15 protein-coding genes are annotated in these 17534 nt (G+C 73.0%); 6 read left to right on the top strand and 9 right to left on the bottom strand.

Annotated features, from left to right (window positions below; all coding sequences use genetic code 11):
* Positions 1-42: 42 nt before the first annotated feature.
* A complete protein-coding gene (locus B082_RS0113405; RefSeq protein WP_018552313.1) occupies positions 43-1242 on the top strand; it encodes an oxygenase MpaB family protein in 1200 nt (399 codons plus the stop codon).
* Positions 1243-1314: 72 nt separating this feature from the next.
* Here B082_RS0113405 and B082_RS0113400 read toward each other — a convergent pair whose 3' ends face one another.
* The 4 genes from B082_RS0113400 to B082_RS0113385 all read right to left on the bottom strand — a co-directional run bounded on the left by B082_RS0113400 (position 1315) and on the right by B082_RS0113385 (position 4882).
* On the bottom strand, positions 1315-2511 hold the full coding sequence (locus B082_RS0113400; RefSeq protein WP_018552312.1) for a TetR/AcrR family transcriptional regulator: 1197 nt from the start codon (positions 2509-2511) through the stop codon (positions 1315-1317).
* A gap of 84 nt (positions 2512-2595) precedes the next feature.
* Complete coding sequence (locus B082_RS0113395) at positions 2596-3684, bottom strand: NAD(P)-dependent alcohol dehydrogenase (RefSeq protein ID WP_018552311.1); 1089 nt, start codon at positions 3682-3684, stop codon at positions 2596-2598.
* Positions 3681-4181: a DUF4334 domain-containing protein gene (locus B082_RS0113390; protein ID WP_018552310.1), complete on the bottom strand. Its 501-nt coding sequence runs from the start codon at positions 4179-4181 to the stop codon at positions 3681-3683. Before B082_RS0113390 ends, B082_RS0113395 begins: the two co-directional genes overlap by 4 nt.
* Positions 4182-4240: 59 nt before the next feature.
* On the bottom strand, positions 4241-4882 hold the full coding sequence (locus B082_RS0113385; protein ID WP_018552309.1) for a TetR/AcrR family transcriptional regulator: 642 nt from the start codon (positions 4880-4882) through the stop codon (positions 4241-4243).
* 262 nt (positions 4883-5144) lie between these two features.
* Here B082_RS0113385 and B082_RS0113380 point away from each other — a divergent pair, with 262 nt between their 5' ends.
* Together B082_RS0113380 and B082_RS0113375 are read left to right on the top strand one after the other, a co-directional pair.
* A complete protein-coding gene (locus B082_RS0113380) occupies positions 5145-6170 on the top strand; it encodes an LLM class F420-dependent oxidoreductase (protein WP_018552308.1) in 1026 nt (341 codons plus the stop codon).
* A gap of 50 nt (positions 6171-6220) precedes the next feature.
* Positions 6221-8050 carry an AMP-dependent synthetase/ligase gene (locus tag B082_RS0113375; RefSeq protein ID WP_026249750.1) on the top strand — a complete coding sequence of 610 codons (1830 nt, stop codon included), beginning with the start codon at positions 6221-6223 and terminating at the stop codon, positions 8048-8050.
* Positions 8051-8103: 53 nt separating this feature from the next.
* On the opposite strand, the gene B082_RS0113370 is transcribed toward B082_RS0113375, so the two are convergent.
* A complete protein-coding gene (locus B082_RS0113370) occupies positions 8104-9243 on the bottom strand; it encodes an acyl-CoA dehydrogenase family protein (protein WP_018552306.1) in 1140 nt (379 codons plus the stop codon).
* 89 nt (positions 9244-9332) lie between these two features.
* On the opposite strand from B082_RS0113370, the gene B082_RS0113365 reads away from it, so the two are divergent.
* Positions 9333-9959, top strand: coding sequence for a TetR/AcrR family transcriptional regulator (locus B082_RS0113365; protein ID WP_018552305.1), 627 nt, complete (start codon positions 9333-9335; stop codon positions 9957-9959).
* Positions 9960-9996: 37 nt separating this feature from the next.
* Here the strand turns inward: B082_RS0113365 and B082_RS0113360 are convergent, their stop codons facing one another.
* From B082_RS0113360 to B082_RS0113345, 4 genes are all read right to left on the bottom strand, one after another.
* The gene (locus B082_RS0113360) at positions 9997-11490 is read right to left on the bottom strand and encodes an aldehyde dehydrogenase family protein (protein WP_018552304.1); all 1494 of its coding nucleotides are present in this window, start codon (positions 11488-11490) and stop codon (positions 9997-9999) included.
* 241 nt (positions 11491-11731) lie between these two features.
* The gene (locus B082_RS0113355; protein ID WP_018552303.1) at positions 11732-12655 is read right to left on the bottom strand and encodes an LLM class F420-dependent oxidoreductase; all 924 of its coding nucleotides are present in this window, start codon (positions 12653-12655) and stop codon (positions 11732-11734) included.
* Positions 12656-12775: 120 nt separating this feature from the next.
* The gene (locus tag B082_RS0113350; protein WP_018552302.1) at positions 12776-13759 is read right to left on the bottom strand and encodes a formylglycine-generating enzyme family protein; all 984 of its coding nucleotides are present in this window, start codon (positions 13757-13759) and stop codon (positions 12776-12778) included.
* Positions 13756-14982 (bottom strand): ROK family transcriptional regulator, encoded by a 1227-nt coding sequence (locus tag B082_RS0113345; RefSeq protein ID WP_018552301.1) that lies wholly within the window; start codon positions 14980-14982, stop codon positions 13756-13758. The genes B082_RS0113350 and B082_RS0113345 overlap by 4 nt, the downstream gene beginning before the upstream one ends.
* Before the next feature lie 204 nt (positions 14983-15186).
* On the opposite strand from B082_RS0113345, the gene B082_RS0113340 reads away from it, so the two are divergent.
* On the top strand, positions 15187-16674 hold the full coding sequence (locus B082_RS0113340; protein ID WP_018552300.1) for a sulfatase-like hydrolase/transferase: 1488 nt from the start codon (positions 15187-15189) through the stop codon (positions 16672-16674).
* The gene (locus B082_RS0113335) at positions 16671-17534 is read left to right on the top strand and encodes an ABC transporter permease (RefSeq protein WP_018552299.1); all 864 of its coding nucleotides are present in this window, start codon (positions 16671-16673) and stop codon (positions 17532-17534) included. The genes B082_RS0113340 and B082_RS0113335 overlap by 4 nt, the downstream gene beginning before the upstream one ends.

Genomic DNA, 17534 nt, shown 5'->3' with positions numbered 1-17534 from the left:
GCGCCTGGAACTGTCTGGTCCCTCACGGAAGCAGGTAAGTCAATGGAAAATCTCAGCAGGCGAAAGCTCCTGACGCTCGGTGCCGCACTCGGCATCGCGGGTGTGGCGGTCCCGGCCCAGGCGTGGGCGTCCGCGGGCCCGGTGACCGCCGTCGACGCCGGGACCGGCCCGCAGTGGATCTGGGACGACACGGCGGACCCGCTGATGGTGTCGATGCTGGAGAACGGCCAGGTACCCGCCATCAACACCGCGTGGGCGTCGTGGGTGAACAACAACGACCCGCTGCCCACGGGGCTGCCGGCCGAGTTCAGCGCCTACCTCCAGCAGGTCAACCGGTTGCCCTCCTGGGCCGACCAGGCCAAGCTGGACCGCGCCGCCGACTTCAACCGCCGCAAGGACACGTACCTGTTCATGCTGTACGGCCTCGGCAGCGGGATCATGAGCACCGTCATCCCCCGCGAGGCCAGGAGCGTCTACTGGTCCGCGGGCGGCGCCGACATGCAGGACCGGGCGGCCAAGACGTTCACCTTCGGCTACGACCTGTCCCAGCTGGGGGCCTTCCGGCCGCAGGGGCAGTTCGTCGTCACCGCCAACAAGACCCGCGTGGTGCACGCGGCGGTGCGCCACCTGCTGCCGCAGTCGCCGCACTGGCGGGCCGTCGCCGACGAGTCCATCCCGATCAGCGCCGCCGACATCCTGGTCACCTTCCACAGCCTGGGCACCTACGTGCACCGCAAGCTGCTCGACTGGAAGGTGCCCTTCCCGGCGGCGGACCAGGACGCCTTCCTGCACTCCTGGCAGGTCGCCATCCACCTGCTCGGCGTGCCGGACGAGTACATCCCGCAGACCTGGGCGGAGGCGGAGGCGCAGTCGGCGCAGGTACTCACCCCGATCCTCACCCCGACGACCGAGGGCATCGATCTGGCCAGGGAACTGCTGGGCCTGACCGCGCAGATCGACCTCGGCGTCACCCGGGGGTTCCTCAACGAGTTCGTGCGCTACGTCCTGAGCGACGACGTCGGCGACTGGCTCGGCCTGAAGCGCGACTACGTGGCGGCGGCGCTGGTCCGCACCGCGTGGCCCGCGTACATCCTGTTCCGCGAGGGGCTCTCGCCCATCATGCCGGGAACGTTCTACGCGGTCGACCAGATGGTCCGCGGTCTCGCGATGCTCTTCCTCAACAAGGGCTCCTCCGGGACCACCACGCCCATCACCATCCCCACCGGGAACAGGGCGGCCTGAGCGTACCGGCCCCTCCGCGCCCCGGGCGCGGGGCGCGGAGAGGTCCGGAACCACCGTGGGGGGAAGGGCCGTTCAAAGACCCAGCGCGCTCACGACCAGCGCGGTCACGGCCTGGCGGTGACCGTGACTGTCCCGCCATCGCAGTCCGCGTCCCGCCTCGACCGCCACCCCGAACCCCGCGTGCACCAGCACCCTGGCCTGGCGCGGATCCAGCTCCGGGCGGGCCAGGCGCAACTGCTGCTCCCAGACGGCGATGTGCTCGCGCTGGGCGAGGACCAGGGGCCGCCGCAGATCAGCCGGAAGGCCGGCCACCTCCGCCTCGGCGACGCTGTTGAGCTCGGTGTGCTCGAAGCTGTAGGCCACGTACGTCGCCGCCAGCGCGACGATGGCCTCGTGCGGGCCCGCCACCCCCCGCAGACTCTGCTCCACGCCCTGGGCCAGCAGCCCCGCCGCCTGGAGGCACGCCGCCGCCAGGATGTCGATCTTGCCGGGGTAATGGCGGTAGAGCGCGGACGGGGTCAGCCCCACCGCCTGCGCGATCTGCCCGTTCGTGACGCTGGCGAAGCCGTCCCGGGCGAACAGTGGCACGGACGCCGCGAGGATCTGCGCGCGCCGGGTGCGCGGCACCGGCTGCACGGGCAGTTCGACCGGGCGCGCGGCGGGCCGGCCCGCCGAGGGATCGCAGGAGGCCACGTCCAGCGCCGACGCCAGCAGCAGGTCCTCGGCCCGGCGCTGCGCGATGGAGGTGTGATGCATGGTGATCGAGGCGATCGCACCGAGGGCGGCCAAGGCCCGCAGGCGGTCGTCGGGCAGCGGGTGCTCGCGCCGTACCGCCTCGTCCACCCGCTCGACCAGGCGGCCGAACTTCGCCGCGAGACGCCGCCGGTCCTCGCGGCTGAGGTAGCGGGCCTCCCAGCGGTACACCCCGCCCGACGCGCGATGTGCGACGGTGATCCGGGCGAGCGGCAGCAGTACGTCGGTCAGGGCCGCCCCGGGCGGCACCTCGTCCAGTGCGGCGACCAGCCCGTCCACCATGACGTCGGCGCACTCGGCGAACAGGGCGTACTTGTTCGGGAAGTGCCGGTACAGGGCGGCGGCGGTGATCCCCACCGCGGAGGCCACCTCCTCCATGGACGCCGTGTGGTAGCCGCGCTCGCTGAAGACGCGCCCGGCCGCCTCGACGATCAGCTGCCTGCGGTTGCGGGGGCGGGTCGCCGTCGCCCGGTCGCCGGTCGCGGCCCGGCGGGCGGAGCGGGGGGCTGGGACCATGCGGATCAGTCAATCACACAGGGTCAGAGGGCCGGCCCGCCGTGACGCCCCGGACGGTGGGCGCCGGCTCACCCACGCCGCCGTTCAGAAGGTGAGGACCGGTTTGACCACGCTGCCGTCCCGCATGGCGGCCACCGCCCTGCCGATCTCCTCGAACGGGAACGTGGTGACCAGCCGGTCGAGCGGGAAGAGACCGCGCCCGTGCAGGGCGATCAGCTCCGGGATGAAGCGTCCGGGGTCGGAGTCGCCCTCGACGACCCCGTGCACCCTGACCCCCTTGGCGAGCAGCCCCATCACGTCGAACGTCACCTCGCCGCCGAGGCCGAGCAGGGCGAGCGCGCCGCGCGGGCGCAGCGCGCCGACCGCCCGGCGGACCGTCTCCGGGCGGCCGGTCGTCTCCACGACGTGATGCGCGCCGCCCCCGGTCAGTTCGCGCAGCGCCGCCGCCAGGCCGCCCCCGGGGGCCAGCGCCGCCGCCGCGCCGAGCGAGAGCGCCAGCTCCCGGCGGGAGGCGACCGGATCGACCGCCACCACCGGATCGCAGCCCACGGCGACGGCGGCCATCAGCGCGCTCAGGCCGACCCCGCCGGCGCCCAGGACGACCAGCGAGGAGCCGGGCTCCGGCCGCAGCCGGTTGAGCACCGTCCCGGCGCCCGTCTGGCCACCGCACCCCAGCGGGGCCGCGACCGAGGGCGGAAGGCCGGAGGGCACCTTGACCGCACCGCGCTCGTGGACGACGGCGTACGTGGCGAAGCTGGACTGGCCGAAGAAGCCGGCGTACAGCGGCGCGCCGTCCATGGACAGGGGCGAGGTGGCGTCGTCGCGGCCCCCGGAGAGGTTCAGGGTCCGCGCGGCGAGGCAGTAGGCCGGGTGGTCCGCCGCGCACTGTTCGCAGGCCCCGCAGCTGGCGAACGTCAGACAGACGTGGTCGCCCGCCGAGAGTCCGGTCACCCGCGCACCCACCGCCTCGACCCGGCCGGCGCCCTCGTGGCCGAAGACCATCGGCGTGAGGCGGGGCGGCCAGGTGCCCGCCATCGCGAGGTCGGTGTGGCACAGGCCCGCCGCGGTCATCCGCACCAGCACCTCGTGCGGGCGGGGGTCTTCGAGGTCCGCGTCCCGGACGGTGAACGGGGCGCCGGGGGCGTCGGTGACCGCCGCGCGGACGCGCCTCACGCGTCCTCTCCGGCGGCGGGCGCCGCCTCGGGGGCCCGTTCCAGGAAGAAGTAGTAGAAGGGGCCGTCGGCGGGCACCCCCTTGGCGTTCATGATCCCCATCAGCGTGACTCCGTCCACCCGCTTGAAGTGGTCGAGGACCGGCCTGCCGTCGTAGACCATGGTGGCCGTCGCCTCGCCGCGGAACTCGACCGTCCAGAGGCTGGCCTCGCCCTGGCCCAGCTCCAGGTTGGAGTACAGCGCGCCCGACTCGTCACGGCAGATCAGCGGCTTGGCGTCGTGCACCGAGGCGAACGTCTTGCCGTACCAGCCGGCCTTGGCCAGCATGCCTTCGAGCGGGTGGCCGGTGCGGAACTCGCCGCCCTTCCACGCGCCGAGTATGTCCTGCGGGCGTACGGTGTCCAGCACGGCCCAGACGGCGTCGAGTTCGAGCGGATCGACCGGGCCGTCCTGCTCCCGAAGCTCCTGGAACCGGGCGCGGGCGTCGAGCACGTTCATGGGGGAGTCCTCTCGTCGGTACGGCCACGTCGGAGCGGGCCGAGGGAGCGGGGGATCGGTCAGGACGCCGGCGCCGGGGGGTGGCCCACGGTGCCGAGGCTCAGCAGGACGTGCCGTTCCGCGACCTGCTCGGCGGTGAGCGGGCCGTCCGCGCGGAACCAGTTGGCGACCCCCTGGCACATGATGAGCACCGCGCGCACCGCGTCGGCGGGGATCGGCGTGGCGAACACCCCCCGGGCGCGCCCCGCCTCCACGGTGTCCAGAAGCATGTGTTCGAGGTAGTCGCGCAGCGCGACGTAACGTGCCCGGTTCTCCGGCTCCAGGCTCCGGATCTCCGTGTCCAGGAAGGCCAGTTGGCGGCGGTGGGCCATGGAGAGCACGATCGACTCGACCATGCCGCCGAACCGCGCCAGCGGATCGTCCCCGGCCTCGGCCGCCGCCGCCCGGCACCGGTCCAGGACGTCCTTGATGGAGGTCTCCAGCAAGGTGGCCAGCAGGGCCTGCTTGTTCGCGTAGTGGTAGTAGAGCGCGGGCACGGTGACACCCACCCGGCCCGCGATGTCCCGGACCGAGGTCCCGTGGTAGCCGTGCTCGTTGAACGCCTCCATGGCGTGCAACAGGATCGGGTGCAGGTCGAGCGGGCGGTAGGAGCGCCAGTGCTCCGCCGGTGCCGCGATGTCCTGGCTGGTCTCGGTGCTCAACTGCTCTCCTCGGGACGGGCGGCGACCGGCGGCCTCGTGCGGCCCGTGCGTCGCGGGTGCCTCATTCCTGTTACTTAGCGATCGATCAGGAAACTTCGGCGGTCAGCGTACCGCCTGCGCGCGCCTTGCCGGTAGATGCCCGTAAAAACTGGTGACGTACGGGGAGTTGACCACCCGACTCCGCACTTCTACGTTCTTAGCGAACGCTCAGTAGATCCCGGCCGGGCTGAGGCGGGCCCTGAGCGCGCCGAGAGAGGAATCCATGGAACTGTCCTCACCCCTGACGTATGCCGGCGATCCGCGTGCCGCCGCCGACCGGGCCGCCGCCCTGGAGTCGGCGGGACTCGATGCCGTCTGGGTGGCGGAGGCGTACGGCTTCGACTCCCCTACGGTCATGGGATATCTGGCCGCGAGGACCGACCGGATGCGGATCGGCTCGGCCATCGTCAACGTCTACTCCCGCACCCCCGCCCTGATCGCCCAGACCGCCGCCGGCCTGGACGCGGTCAGCGGTGGCCAGGCCCTCCTCGGGGTCGGCGCGTCCGGGCCCCAGGTGGTCGAGGGCTGGCACGGCCGCCGCTACGACCGCCCGCTCGGCCGCACCCGCGAGGTCATCGAGCTGTCCCGGCGGATCTGGCGGCGCGAGGTGATCGAGCACCACGGGATCACCGACCTGCCCCTGCCGCCCGAGAAGGGCGGCACCCTCGGCAAGCCGCTGAAGCTGCTGAACCACCCGGTGCGCGACACGATTCCCGTGTACGTCGCCGCGCTGGGCCCGGCCAACGTCCGTATGACCGCCGAGATCGCGGACGGCTGGCTGCCCTTCCTGTACGTACCCGAGCGCGCCGCCGAGGTCTGGGGCGGCGCCCTGTCCGAGGGCGCCGCCCGGCGCGATCCCTCGCTCGGCCCGCTCCAGGTCGTGGCGGGCGGCCTGCTGGCCATCGGGGACGACGCCGAGCAGGTCCGCGACCACCTGCGGCCCACCGTCGCCCTGTACGTCGGCGGGATGGGCGCGCCCGGCCGCAACTTCTACCACGACCTCGTCCGCTCCTACGGCTACGAGCGCGAGGCGGCGGCCATCCAGGAGCACTACCTCGCGGGCCGTAAGAAGGAGGCGGAGGCCGCCGTCCCGGCCGAACTGCTGGAGCGCCTCTGCCTGGCCGGCCCCGAGGGATACGTCCGCGACCGCGTCGAGGTCTTCCGCGAGGCGGGCGTGACCATGCTCAACGTCACCCCGGTCGGCCCCGACCCGGCCCGGCTGATCGAACGCGTGAGGAGCTGGCTGTGACCGAGCAGGACACCACCGCACCGCCCGCCGCCACCCGCAAGGAGGCCCCGATGACACCGGCACCCCGCACCACGGGCGGCCTGCCCGAAGCCCCGGCCGACCGCACGCTGCCCCAGCTGCTGGCCCGCAACGCCCGTACGTACCCGCATCTGCCCGCGCTCTCCTGGCAGTCGGCGGACACCGGCGGCTGGTCCACGTACGACTGGGCCGAGGTCGATGAGCACACCCGTCACCTCGCCGCCGGCTACCGGGCCCTCGGGGTCGGCCGCGGCGACCGCGTCCTGCTGATGATGCCCAACCGGCCCGAACACTGGCTGTCCGACCTGGCCCTCGTCCGGCTCGGCGCGGTGCCGGTCAGCGTCTACGGCACCGCGGCCCCCGAGCAGATCACCCACATCGCCCGCAACTGCCGGGCCCGCCTCGCCGTGGTGGACGGGGCCGCCCAGGCGGCGGTGTGGGAGCCGCTGCTGAGCGACGGCGAAACGCCGCTGGAGACCCTGGTGGTGGCCGAGCCGGGCGCGGAGGGCGGGCGCTTCCCCTACGCCGCCCTGCTCCGGGAGCCGGCGCCGGACGGGTTCGCCGGGGAACTCGACACGGCGCGCCCCGAGGACCCGCTGACCGTCGTCTACACCTCCGGCACCAGCGGCGACCCCAAAGGCGTCGTCCTGACCCACCGCCAGGTGCTGTCCAACGCGCTCGCGCTGGACGCCGTGGTGGAGCTGCCGCCGCACGTCGAGCACATCTGCTACCTGCCGTTCGCCCACATCGCCGAACGGATGCTCGGCATCTACCTGCCCTGCCACCGGGCCTCGCACGTCCACCTCTGCGCCGACCCGGCCGGCGTGGCCGCAGTGGTGCGGAAGGTGCGCCCCGCGCAGTTCTTCGGGGTGCCGAGGATCTGGGAGAAGCTGTCCGCCACCGTGCGCGGCATCCTCGCGCTGATGCCGGCGGAGCAGCGGAAGGTCATCGACGAGGCGTTCGAGGTCGGGCGCGAGCACGTCGGTTACCGGGAGCGCGGCGAGACACCGCCCGCCGCACTGGAGGAGCGCTACGCCCGGGTGCGCGAGGACGTGCTGCTGCCGATGCTGGCCGCGGGCGGCCTGGACCGGGTGACCTGGGCGGCGAGCGCGTCGGCGCCGATGCCGCTCGACGTGGTGCGGTTCTGGGCCGGTTTCGGCATCGTCATCATGGATGCCTGGGGGCTGACCGAGACGACGGGGGTCGCCACCAGCAACAGCCCCCGGGCCGGGTTCCGGCTCGGCTCGGTGGGGCGCCCGGTGGAGTCCGTGGAGGTCCGGGTCGCCGAGGACGGGGAGATCCTGGTGCGGGGCGCCTCGGTCTGCTCCGGCTACCTCCGGCCGGACGGTTCGGTGCTGCCCGCCACGGACGACGACGGCTGGCTGGCCACCGGCGACATCGGGCGGATGGACGAGGACGGCTACCTCTGGCTCACCGACCGCAAGAAGGAGATGATCATCACCTCCACCGGCAAGAACGTCTCACCGGCCCTGGTCGAGAACGCGCTCAAGGAACACCCGCTGATCGGCCAGGCCATGGTGCACGGCGACAACCGGTCCTACCTCGTCGCCCTGCTGGTCCTCGACGCCGAGGCCGCCCCCGCCTGGGCCGAGGCCAACGGCGTCCCCGTGGACGGCGGACCGGCCGGGCTCGTCCGGCACCCGGCCGTCCTGGCGGAGACGGACCGGGCCGTCGCCGCAGCCAACGCCCGGCTCAACCGCAGCGAGCAGGTCAAGCGGTACGAGCTGCTGGCCGAGGAATGGGGTCCGGAGACCGGCGAGCTGACGCCGTCGCTCAAGATGCGGCGCCGGATCATCCGGGACAGGTACGCCGACTCGCTGTCGGGGCTCTACCAGGACTGACCCGGGAGACCAGGGGCGCGGCGGGTGGCTTCCCCGCCGCGCCCCCGGCCGGCTCAGAGCCCGTAGGACTTGCCGATGACGTCCCGCTGGATCTCGCTGGTCCCACCGTAGACCGTGGAGACCACCGCGGCCCGCAGATGGCGTTCCATGTCGAACTCCGTGGTGTAGCCGTAGCCGCCCATCATCTGCATGCCCTCCAGGGTGGCCCTCTTGGCGGTCTCGGTCGCCTTCAGCTTGGCCATCGACGCCTCGCGCGGAAACAGCTTGTCGGGCCGCGCGTCGCAGTCCAGAGCCACTTCCCGCACCAGCAGCCGGGCACACTCGATCTCGGTGGCGAGGTCGGCGATCCGGTGCCGCAGCGCCTGGAAGGAGCCGACGGGCCGGCCGAACTGCTCCCGCTCGCGCACATAGCCGACCGTGTCGTCGAAGGCGCGGCGCGCCAGACCCAGCATGTTCGACGCGAGGAACAGCCGCTCGTGGTTCAGCCCGGCCATCAGCTGCCGCCAGCCGTTGTCCACCTGCCCGACGACCGCGTCCGCCGGCAGGCGCACACCGCTGAGGAAGACGTCGTTGACCTCACGGCCACCCATGGTGTCGATGCGCCGGATCTCCACGCCGGGGGTGCGGGCGGGCAGATGGAACATGGTCAGGCCGCCGTGCTTGTCCTCGCCGGTCCGGGCCACCAGCAGGATGTGCTCGGCGCAGTGCGCGTTGGAGATCCAGGTCTTCTGGCCGTCCACCACCCACGTGCCGTCCGCCTCCCGCCGGGCCCGGCAGCGCAGCGCGCCGACGTCCGACCCGGCCCCGGGCTCCGACATGGCGATGGACAGCACCTCACCGCGCACGACCCCGGACAGCACCTTCCGCCGCTGTTCCCCGGTGCCGAACTTCTCGTACGCCTTCGCGGCGATGACGGTGGTGATGAAGCCGCCCGCCGGGACCATCCCGTACGAGGTCTCCTCCAGGAAGAGGCACGCGTCGGCCAGCCCGCCGCCGGCGCCCCCGTACGCCTCGGGCAGGCAGACCCCCAGCCAGCCCAACTCGGCGAGCCGCCCGTACAGCCCGGGGTTGTGGGCCTCACGGCCGCCGGAGGTCAGCGCGTCGCGCTGCTCCCGGGTGCCGCACTCCCGCTTGGCGAAATCGCGGATGGCCGCGACGAAACCGGCCTGTTCCTCGGTGAGGCGACTGCCCATCAGGTCCTCCTGGATCAGAAGCGTGTTACTGAGTGATGCTAATCGTTTCATCGGCTCATCGGGAGGGGTTCGCCGGTATCGTGAGCGGTATGAGAACTGACACGAACGACGCGGCGCTCACCCGGGCCATCGCCGAGTCGCAGACGCAGGACCCGACGGCGCGGCGGATTCTCGACGCCGCGCTGGAGCAGTTCACCCTGCTGGGCCTGCGCCGCTCCTCCGTGGACGACGTCGCCAAGCGGGCCGGAGTCTCCCGGGTCACCGTCTTCCGGCGCTTCCAGACCAAGGACAACCTGGTCATGGCCACCCTGCTGCGTGAACACGGCCGGTTCTTCCAGCGGCTGGACGCCGCGGTGGCCGCGCTGCCCACCATGGAGGAGCGGGTCGTCGAGGGCTTCGTGGTCGCCCTCCGCCACACCCGTGCCCACCCGCTCTTCGGCGGGCTGCTGCGGCTGGAGCCCGAGGTGGTGCTCCCGTACATGACCGTACGGGGCGGCTCCACGCTCTCCGCCACCGTCGCCTACCTGACGGGCCATCTGCGCCGCGCCCAGCAGGCCGAGGGCCGCCCCGACGAGGACCCGCGCCCGGTCGCCGAGCTCATGGTGCGGGTGGCCGTGTCCTTCCTGCTCAACCCCGCCAGCTGCATTGAGATGGAGGACGAGGAGCAGGCCAGGGAGTTCGCCCGCCGCTACCTGGCCCCGCTCCTGGACGCCTGACGGACCGGCCGCCCCCCGGCCGGCCCGCTCCGGCCGTTCAGCGGCGCCGGTGCAGCGCCCGCGCCATCCGGATCGCGCGCTCCCGTGTCGCGGCCGGCACGTCGAAGGAGGTCAGCGCGATCGGCGGAGCGAACCGCTGCACCGTCATCGACTGCACGGAGGTGAACGCGCGCAGCCCCTCCGCACCGTGGATCCGCCCGAACCCGGAGTCCCGCGAGCCGCCGAACGGCAGCGCCGGAACCGCCGCGAAGCCCAGCACCGAGTTCACCGAAACCGCCCCCGCCCGCAGCCGCGCCGCGATGGCCGCACCGGCGCGTCCGCCGCGGCAGAACACCGCTGCCCCGAGCGCGTAACGGGAGGCGTTGGCCCGTTCCACCGCCTCGTCCACGTCCGCCACCGCGTTGATCGCCACGACCGGCCCGAAGGTCTCCTCCGTCATCGCCGCCGCGTCCTCCGGCACCCCCGTCAGCACGACCGGCGCGACGTACGGGGCGCGCACCGAACCGGGCCCGCCCAGAAGGGCCCGCGCGCCCGCCGAGACCGCCCCGGTCACCTGGCCCTCCACGATCGCCACCTGGCCCGGCAGCGTCATCGGGCCGTACGCGGCGTCCGTCCCGGCACCGGGCCGCAGCTTCTGCGCCCGCTCGACCACGCGTTCGCACAGGGCCGTGTGGATCTCGCGCACCGCGTAGACGCGTTCCACGCCCGCGCAGGTCTGGCCCGCGTTGCTCAGCGCGCCCCAGACGATGGCGTCCGCCGCCGCATCCAGGTCGGCGTCCGCGGTCACGATCACCGCGTCCTTCCCGCCGCATTCGGCGAGGAACGGCGTCAGCGTCCCGGCGCACACCGCCATCACCTTGCGGGCCGTCCCCGGCGAACCGGTGAACGCGAGCTTGTCGACCCCGGACCTGGCGAGCGCGTCCCCGGTGGACGCGGGCCCGGTGACCGTGGTGAGCAGCCCAGCGTACTCGGGCACGGCGGCGTCGAAGAGCCCGCTCAGCAGGAGGCCGGTGGCCGGGGTCAGTTCGGACGGTTTGAAGACCACGGCGTTGCCCGCCGCCAGGGCGTAACCGATGGAGCCCATCGGCGTGTACAGGGGGTAGTTCCAGGGGCCGATCACGCCGATCACGCCGAGCGGCCGGTGCACCAGCGAGGCCCGCTGGTGGACGGTGAACAGTCCGGTGCCCACCTTCCGCCGCCGCAGTACGCGTTCCGCGTTGCGGGCGGCCCATGCCAGGTGTTCCAGCGTGAGTACGACCTCCAGCGCGGCGTCGCCGGCCGGCTTGCCGGTCTCCTCGGCGATGGTCCTCGCCACCGTGTCCAGATCGGTGGCGAGGGCCTTCTTCCAGCGCAGCAGATGGTCACGACGCCGCGAGGCAGGCAGCGCCGCCCAGCCCGCCTGGACCGTCCGGGCCCGGGTCAGGGCGCGGGCGATCTCCTGCGGCCCGTCCACCGGGTGTTCGGCGATCCGCTCGCCGGTCGCGGGGGAGCGTGTGGTGAAGGTCGCCGTGCGTGGGGTGGTGTCGGTCATCGGGTCTCCTGACGCGGAACACGAGGGGTGAACGGCCGGGCCCGCGCGAGGGAGCGCGCCGGACCCGGGCCGTGGTGGTGCCGACTGGTCCCTGCCTCACGGGGAACGCCCTGTGAGTCGAAGATACTGAAAGTATTGACCCGTATCATCAGCCGTCAATACTCCGGGCGCGACGGAGGCGCGGAACGCGCCGTGACCCGCCCTCCGCGCCTGCCCGCCCGCCCCTCGCCCGGCCGGTCCCTCAGCCCGCCAGATCCCCCAGCAGTTCCCACGTGCGGCGCCGGTCGGCTTCCCCGGCGAGGTCCGTCCCCGCGAACACCACCTCCGTCGCTCCGGCGTCCCGGTAGCGCCGCACCTCGGCGGCGACCGCCTTCTCGTCGCCGATCACGGACACGTCGCCGGCCCGGGTGGCGCCCGCGAGTTCGATGACCCGCGCGTACGACGGGAACTGTTCGTAGAACGCGAGCTGTTCGGTGGCCGCCCTGCGCGCGGATTCGGGGTCGCCGGTGACGACGCCGTGCACCAGGGCCACGATCCGGGGTGCCGGGCGGCCCGCGGCCTCGGCGGCGGCGGTGACCGCCGGGACGATGTGCTCGGCCAGGACCCGGGGGCCCGCGAGGTAGGGCAGGATCCCGTCCGCCAGTTCCCCGCTGACCCGGAGCGCCTGCGGACCCATGGCTGCCACGAGGAGGGGTACGCCGCCCTCCGCCCCGGGCACGCGGGCGGGGAGCGGGGTGACCGCGGTGACGAGTTCGCCCCGGAAGTCGGCGCTGCCGGTCTCCGTGAGCTGCCGCAGGGCGGTGAGGAACTCGCGCAGGCGGGCGATGGGCCGCTCGTAGGGGATGCCGAAGCCCGACTCCGTCAGCGGTTTCGTGCCGAGGGCGAGTCCGAGGTGATAGCGGCCGTGCGTGGCCGCCTGTGCCGTCTGGGCCTGGCTGGAGACGATCAGCGGGTGGCGTCCGAAGACGGGGATCGCGGACGTGCCCACCTGTAGCTCGGGCACCTCACGGCCGACGATCGCCGCGAGCTGGGGGGAATCGGCGCCGAAGGTCTGGCCGAACCAGGCGGACCGCAGCCCTGCGGCGGCGGCCTCCTGGGCGAGGTGCACGGTGGCGTCGATCTGGTTGGCGGATTCGGTTGCGCTGAGCGCTACTCCCACAGTCATGACAGGTGGGAACGCGAGGAGTTGACCGCACATTCCGGTCTTTCCGTGACAGTCCCGTGACGGCTGTGTGTCCCCGGACCGAGGGCCCGGCGCCAGGGAACGACGCCGGGGAGCCCGGTCTCAGGCGTCCACCGACACCGCGCAGCGGAACCCGCCGTGCCCCGTGGTGCTGTCGGGGGTGTTGGAGGTACGGGCGGCGACCCGGTAGCGGTTGCAGTACGAGCGGTGGCACAGGTGCGAGCCGCCGCGCAGCACCCGGCCCGTGCCGTCCGGCGGTCCGACGGGGTCGACGCGGGTCTCCGGCCGGTCCGGGACGTGCCAGTCGGCGCTGAACCGGTCGGCGCACCACTCCCACACGTTGCCCGCGACGTTGTGGAGCCCGTAGCCGTTGGGGGCGTAGGCCTTGACGGGGGCGGTGCCCGCGTAGCCGTCCTCCCGGGTGTTGCGGACCGGGAAGTCGCCCTGCCAGATGTTGCAGCGGTGCCGGCCCTTCGGGGTGAGCTCGTCGCCCCAGGGGAAGCGGGCGCGGGCGAGTCCGCCGCGGGCCGCCTTCTCCCACTCGGCCTCGGTGGGCAGCCGCTTGCCGGCCCAGCGGGCGTAGGCCGAGGCGTCGTGCCACGACACATGGACCACCGGGTGGTCCCGGCGGTCCCCGATCGAGGTGCCGGGCCCCTCGGGCGCCCGCCAGCTCGCCCCGGCCACCGCGTTCCACCAGGGCGCGCCGGGCACGGTCCCGGGAAGCACGGCGTGGCGTGCCCCCGGGGGGACGAAGGGGCCGAAGACGTAGGACCAGCCGATGAGTTCGGCCTCGGTGCGGTAGCCGGTGGCCTTGACGAAGCGGGCGAAGGCGGCGTTGGTCACGCAGGCCGCGTCGATCCGGAACGGGGCGAGGACCACCTCGCGGACCGGGCCCTCCCCGTCGGCGGGGAACGCGTCCTCGTCGGCGCCGCCCATCAGGAACGGCCCCCCGGGAACGGCGACCGTGCCCCGCAGGAGGTCGGCGGTGCTGCGGGCCGGCACGGCGAAGTCGGCCGGGGGAGTGGTGCTTTCGACGACCGCTGCGGGGGCGGCGCTCCCACGGCCCGGCCCGCAGCAGGCGCTCATCGGGCAGCCCCCTCGCCGTGGCCGCCCGCCGGGGCCGGGCGGTCGAGCAGTTCCGCCAGGTCCTGGCCCGTGGTGCGCAGCAGCAGCGCCACGCCGCCGAGCGCGGCCGCGTCGCCGCCGAGGGTGGAGCCGCGGACCTCGATGGAGCGGGGCGCGGACGGCAGGGAGAGCGCGGCGATCTGCTCCCGGATCGGGGTGAGGACGAGGTCGTCCAGGGCCGCCGGCTCGCCGTAGACGACGACGCACTCCGGATCGACCTGGGCGGCGAGCGCGGCCAGCACCCGCCCGGCGGTGACGGCCGCGCCGCGGAGCACGTCGGACACCTCCGGCCGGCCGGCGGCGGCGAGGCCGATCAGCTCCTCGGCGTCCCTCGCGTCCACCCCGCGGTCGGCGCAGGCGGCGAGCAGGGCCGGGACGGAGATGAGGCCCTCCAGGCAGCCCCGGCCGCCGCAGTGACAGGGCTTGCCCTCCGGGTCGCAGCTGGTGTGCCCGATCTCGCCGGCCGCGCCGTGGGCGCCGTGCACCAGCGAGCCGTTGACGACGAGTCCGCCACCGACACCCTGGGACCAGCGCAGGTACACGGCGTTGTCGAAGCCGCGCGCGGCGCCCCAGGTGACCTCGGCGAGCGCGGCCAGCCGGGAGTTGTTGTCGGTGAGCACCGGGGCGCCGAAGTGCCGGCCGAGTTCGGCGGCGACGTGCCCGGCGAACGGGGTCATCGTGTGCCGGTCGGCGGAGGCCGGATTCTGCACGAAGCCGGGCAGGCCCAGGCCGATGCCCTGCACCGGGGCCAGGCTGATGTTCTCGCTCCGCACCAGCTCCTCCACGGCACGGATCGCCTGCGCGGCCCGCTCCGCGGCCTGGCTGTCGGCCGGGACGGGTGCGCCGTAGCGGCCGACGATCTCGTGGGCGCAGTTGGCGACGACCACGTGGATGTGGTGGCGCTGGAGGTCGATGCCGATCAGTTCGGCGCCCCGCGAGTTGAGCGAGATCTCCAGGGCCGGGCGGCCGCGGCCCCTGGGCTGCCCGGCGTCGGGGGCCGGCTGCTCGACCACCGCGTTGCGTTCCAGCAGGTCGGACACGATCGCGAACAGGGTCGTACGGGACAGACCGACCCGGTCCTTCAGCTCGCCCCGGCTCAGCGCTCCGGACCTGCGCAACTCGCCCAGTACGGCGGCTTCATTGGCTCTGCGCAGGCGCTGGAGGGCATCGGTGCGTTCGGTCATGGAGGCATGGTCGATCGGTCGAGGGGTTTCTGTCAACGCACCGGACGAATTCACACAATGTTTATTCCCGAGGGTTGACGTAAAAAACTGGTCCTCCCTACAGTTCCCGTCAATCGCCGGAGCCGGCCTGCGTCGAGCACCCCCGCAACACGCCCCGGCCGGCCCCCGCCACCACCATGAGCGACCACCGAAAGGGCGGCCCGAGTGGCTCCGCGCAACATCCTGTTCCTGATGACCGACCAGCACCGGACCGACACCCTGGGGTGTTACGGCAACCCGCTCGTCGACACCCCCGCCCTGGACGCCCTGGCGGCCGAAGGGACCCGTTTCGACCGCTTCTACACCCCGACCGCCATCTGCACCCCGGCCCGCGCCTCCCTGGCCACCGGCCTGCACCCGTTCCGCCACGGCATGCTCAACAACCCCGAGCGCAACGGCGGCAGCAAGGACGAGCTGTCCGACGACAGCCCCATGCTCTGGCGCCAGCTGACGGACCGGGGCTACGCGGTCGGCCACGTCGGCAAATGGCACATCGGCCGCGAGCGCGGCCCCGAGTTCTACGGCCTGGACGGCGAGCACCTGCCCGGCGCGCTCAACCCCGTACACCACCCCTCGTACGAGAAGTGGCTCGACGACAACGGCTTCCCGCCCTTCGCGGTACGCGAACCCGTCTTCGGGACCGCCGCCAACGGCACCGGACGCGGCCACCTCATCGCCGGACGGCTCCAGCAGCCCGCCGAAGCCACCATCGAGGCGTTCCTCACCGACCGCACACTCGGCCTGCTGGACCGCTACGCCGCCGACTGGAAGGCGACCGGCAAGCCGTTCATGCTCTCCTGCCACTGGTACGGCCCGCACCTGCCCTACCTGATCCCCGACCACTACTACGACCTCTACGACCCCGACGACGTGCCCCTGCCCGCGTCCATGGCCGAGACCTTCGCGGGCAAGCCCGAGGTGCAGCGCCAGTACAGCGCCTACTGGTCGTCCGACGCCTTCGACGCCGCCGCCTGGCGCAAGCTCATCGCCGTCTACTGGGGCTACGTCACGATGATCGACCACCAGGTCGGACGACTCGTCGAGGCGCTCAAGGGCCACGGCCTGTGGGACGACACGGCGGTCTTCTTCACCGCGGACCACGGCGAGTTCACCGGCGCCCACCGGCTCAACGACAAGGGCCCCGCGATGTACGAGGACATCTACAACATCCCCGGCATCGCCCGCGTCCCCGGCGCCCCCGCCCAGGTCAACGACGACTTCGCCACCCTCATCGACCTCAACCCGACCATCCTCGAACTGGTCGGCGCGCCCGTGCCCGAACCCTGCGACGGCACCAGCCTGCTGCCGCTGCTGCACGGCGAGAAGGCCGGCGACGCCCGCGACCAGGTCGTCACCGAATTCCACGGCCACCACTTCCCGTACTCCCAGCGCATGATCCGCGACCGGCGCCACAAGCTGGTCCACAACCCGGAGAGCGTGCACGAGCTGTACGACCTGGAGACCGACCCCCACGAACTGCGCAACGTGTACGAGGCGCCCGCCTACGCCCAGGTCAGGCGCGACCTCACCGTCCGCCTCTACCGCGAACTGCTGCGCCGCGGCGACCCCGCCTACACCTGGATGAGCTACATGGCCGACATCGGCGGCGGCCGGGCGGCCGACGTCGACGGGGTCGCGGAGGAAGTGGCATGAGCGTGCAGGACAAGACCCGCGCACCGGACCCGACGAAACCACCCGGCCCGCCGGTCACCGAGCCGTCGGCCGCCCGACGCCCGCCAGGCAGGGCCACGAGGAAACGCGGCACGGGCCGGCTCACCTCCGTACTCCTCGGCCTCGCCTCCGCGGCACTCGGGCTGCTCGCCTGGACCGTCCTCGCGAACAGCGGCGTCGACGGCTTCCCCGGACCCGTCGCCGTGGGCCGCCGCGCCGGTGAACTCATCGCGAACGGCACGCTCTTCGAGGACGCGGGCGCCAGCCTCGAACGCGTCCTCATCGGCTACGTCCTCGGCGTCGCCCTCGCGATACCCGTCGGATTCGTCATGGGCTGGTACCCGGTCGTCCGCAGACTGATCGAGCCCTGGCTGCAGTTCTTCCGCATGGTGCCGCCGCTCGCGATCATCCCGCTGGCCATCGTGCTCATGGGCATCGACGAGACGCCCAAGATCTTCGTGATCTTCCTGGCCTCGTTCCTGTCCTGCGTCGTCTCCACCTTCCAGGGCGTCGTCGCCGTCGACGTCACCCTCGTCAACGCGGCCCGGGTCCTCGGCGCCCGCGACCCACAGGTCTTCCTCGGCGTCGTCGTGCCCGCGTCCACCCCGTTCATCCTGGTCGGCATGCGGATCGGCCTCGGCGCCTCGTGGGCGACCGTCGTCGCCGCCGAACTCATCGCCGCCCAGGGCGGCCTCGGTTTCCGGATGCAGCAGGCGCAGCTCTACTACGACCTGCCGACCATCTTCGTCCAGCTCATCGCCATCGGGGCGATCGGACTCGCCATGGACCGGCTGCTGCTCCTCACCGAGCGCCGGCTCACCCACTGGCAGGAACGGCGGTAA

It is taken from the genome of Streptomyces sp. ATexAB-D23, assembly GCF_000373645.1.
Taxonomy (GTDB): domain Bacteria; phylum Actinomycetota; class Actinomycetes; order Streptomycetales; family Streptomycetaceae; genus Streptomyces; species Streptomyces castrisilvae.
Note: the sequence above shows the minus strand (reverse complement) of the source record. Positions and strands in the feature narration are given on the sequence as shown.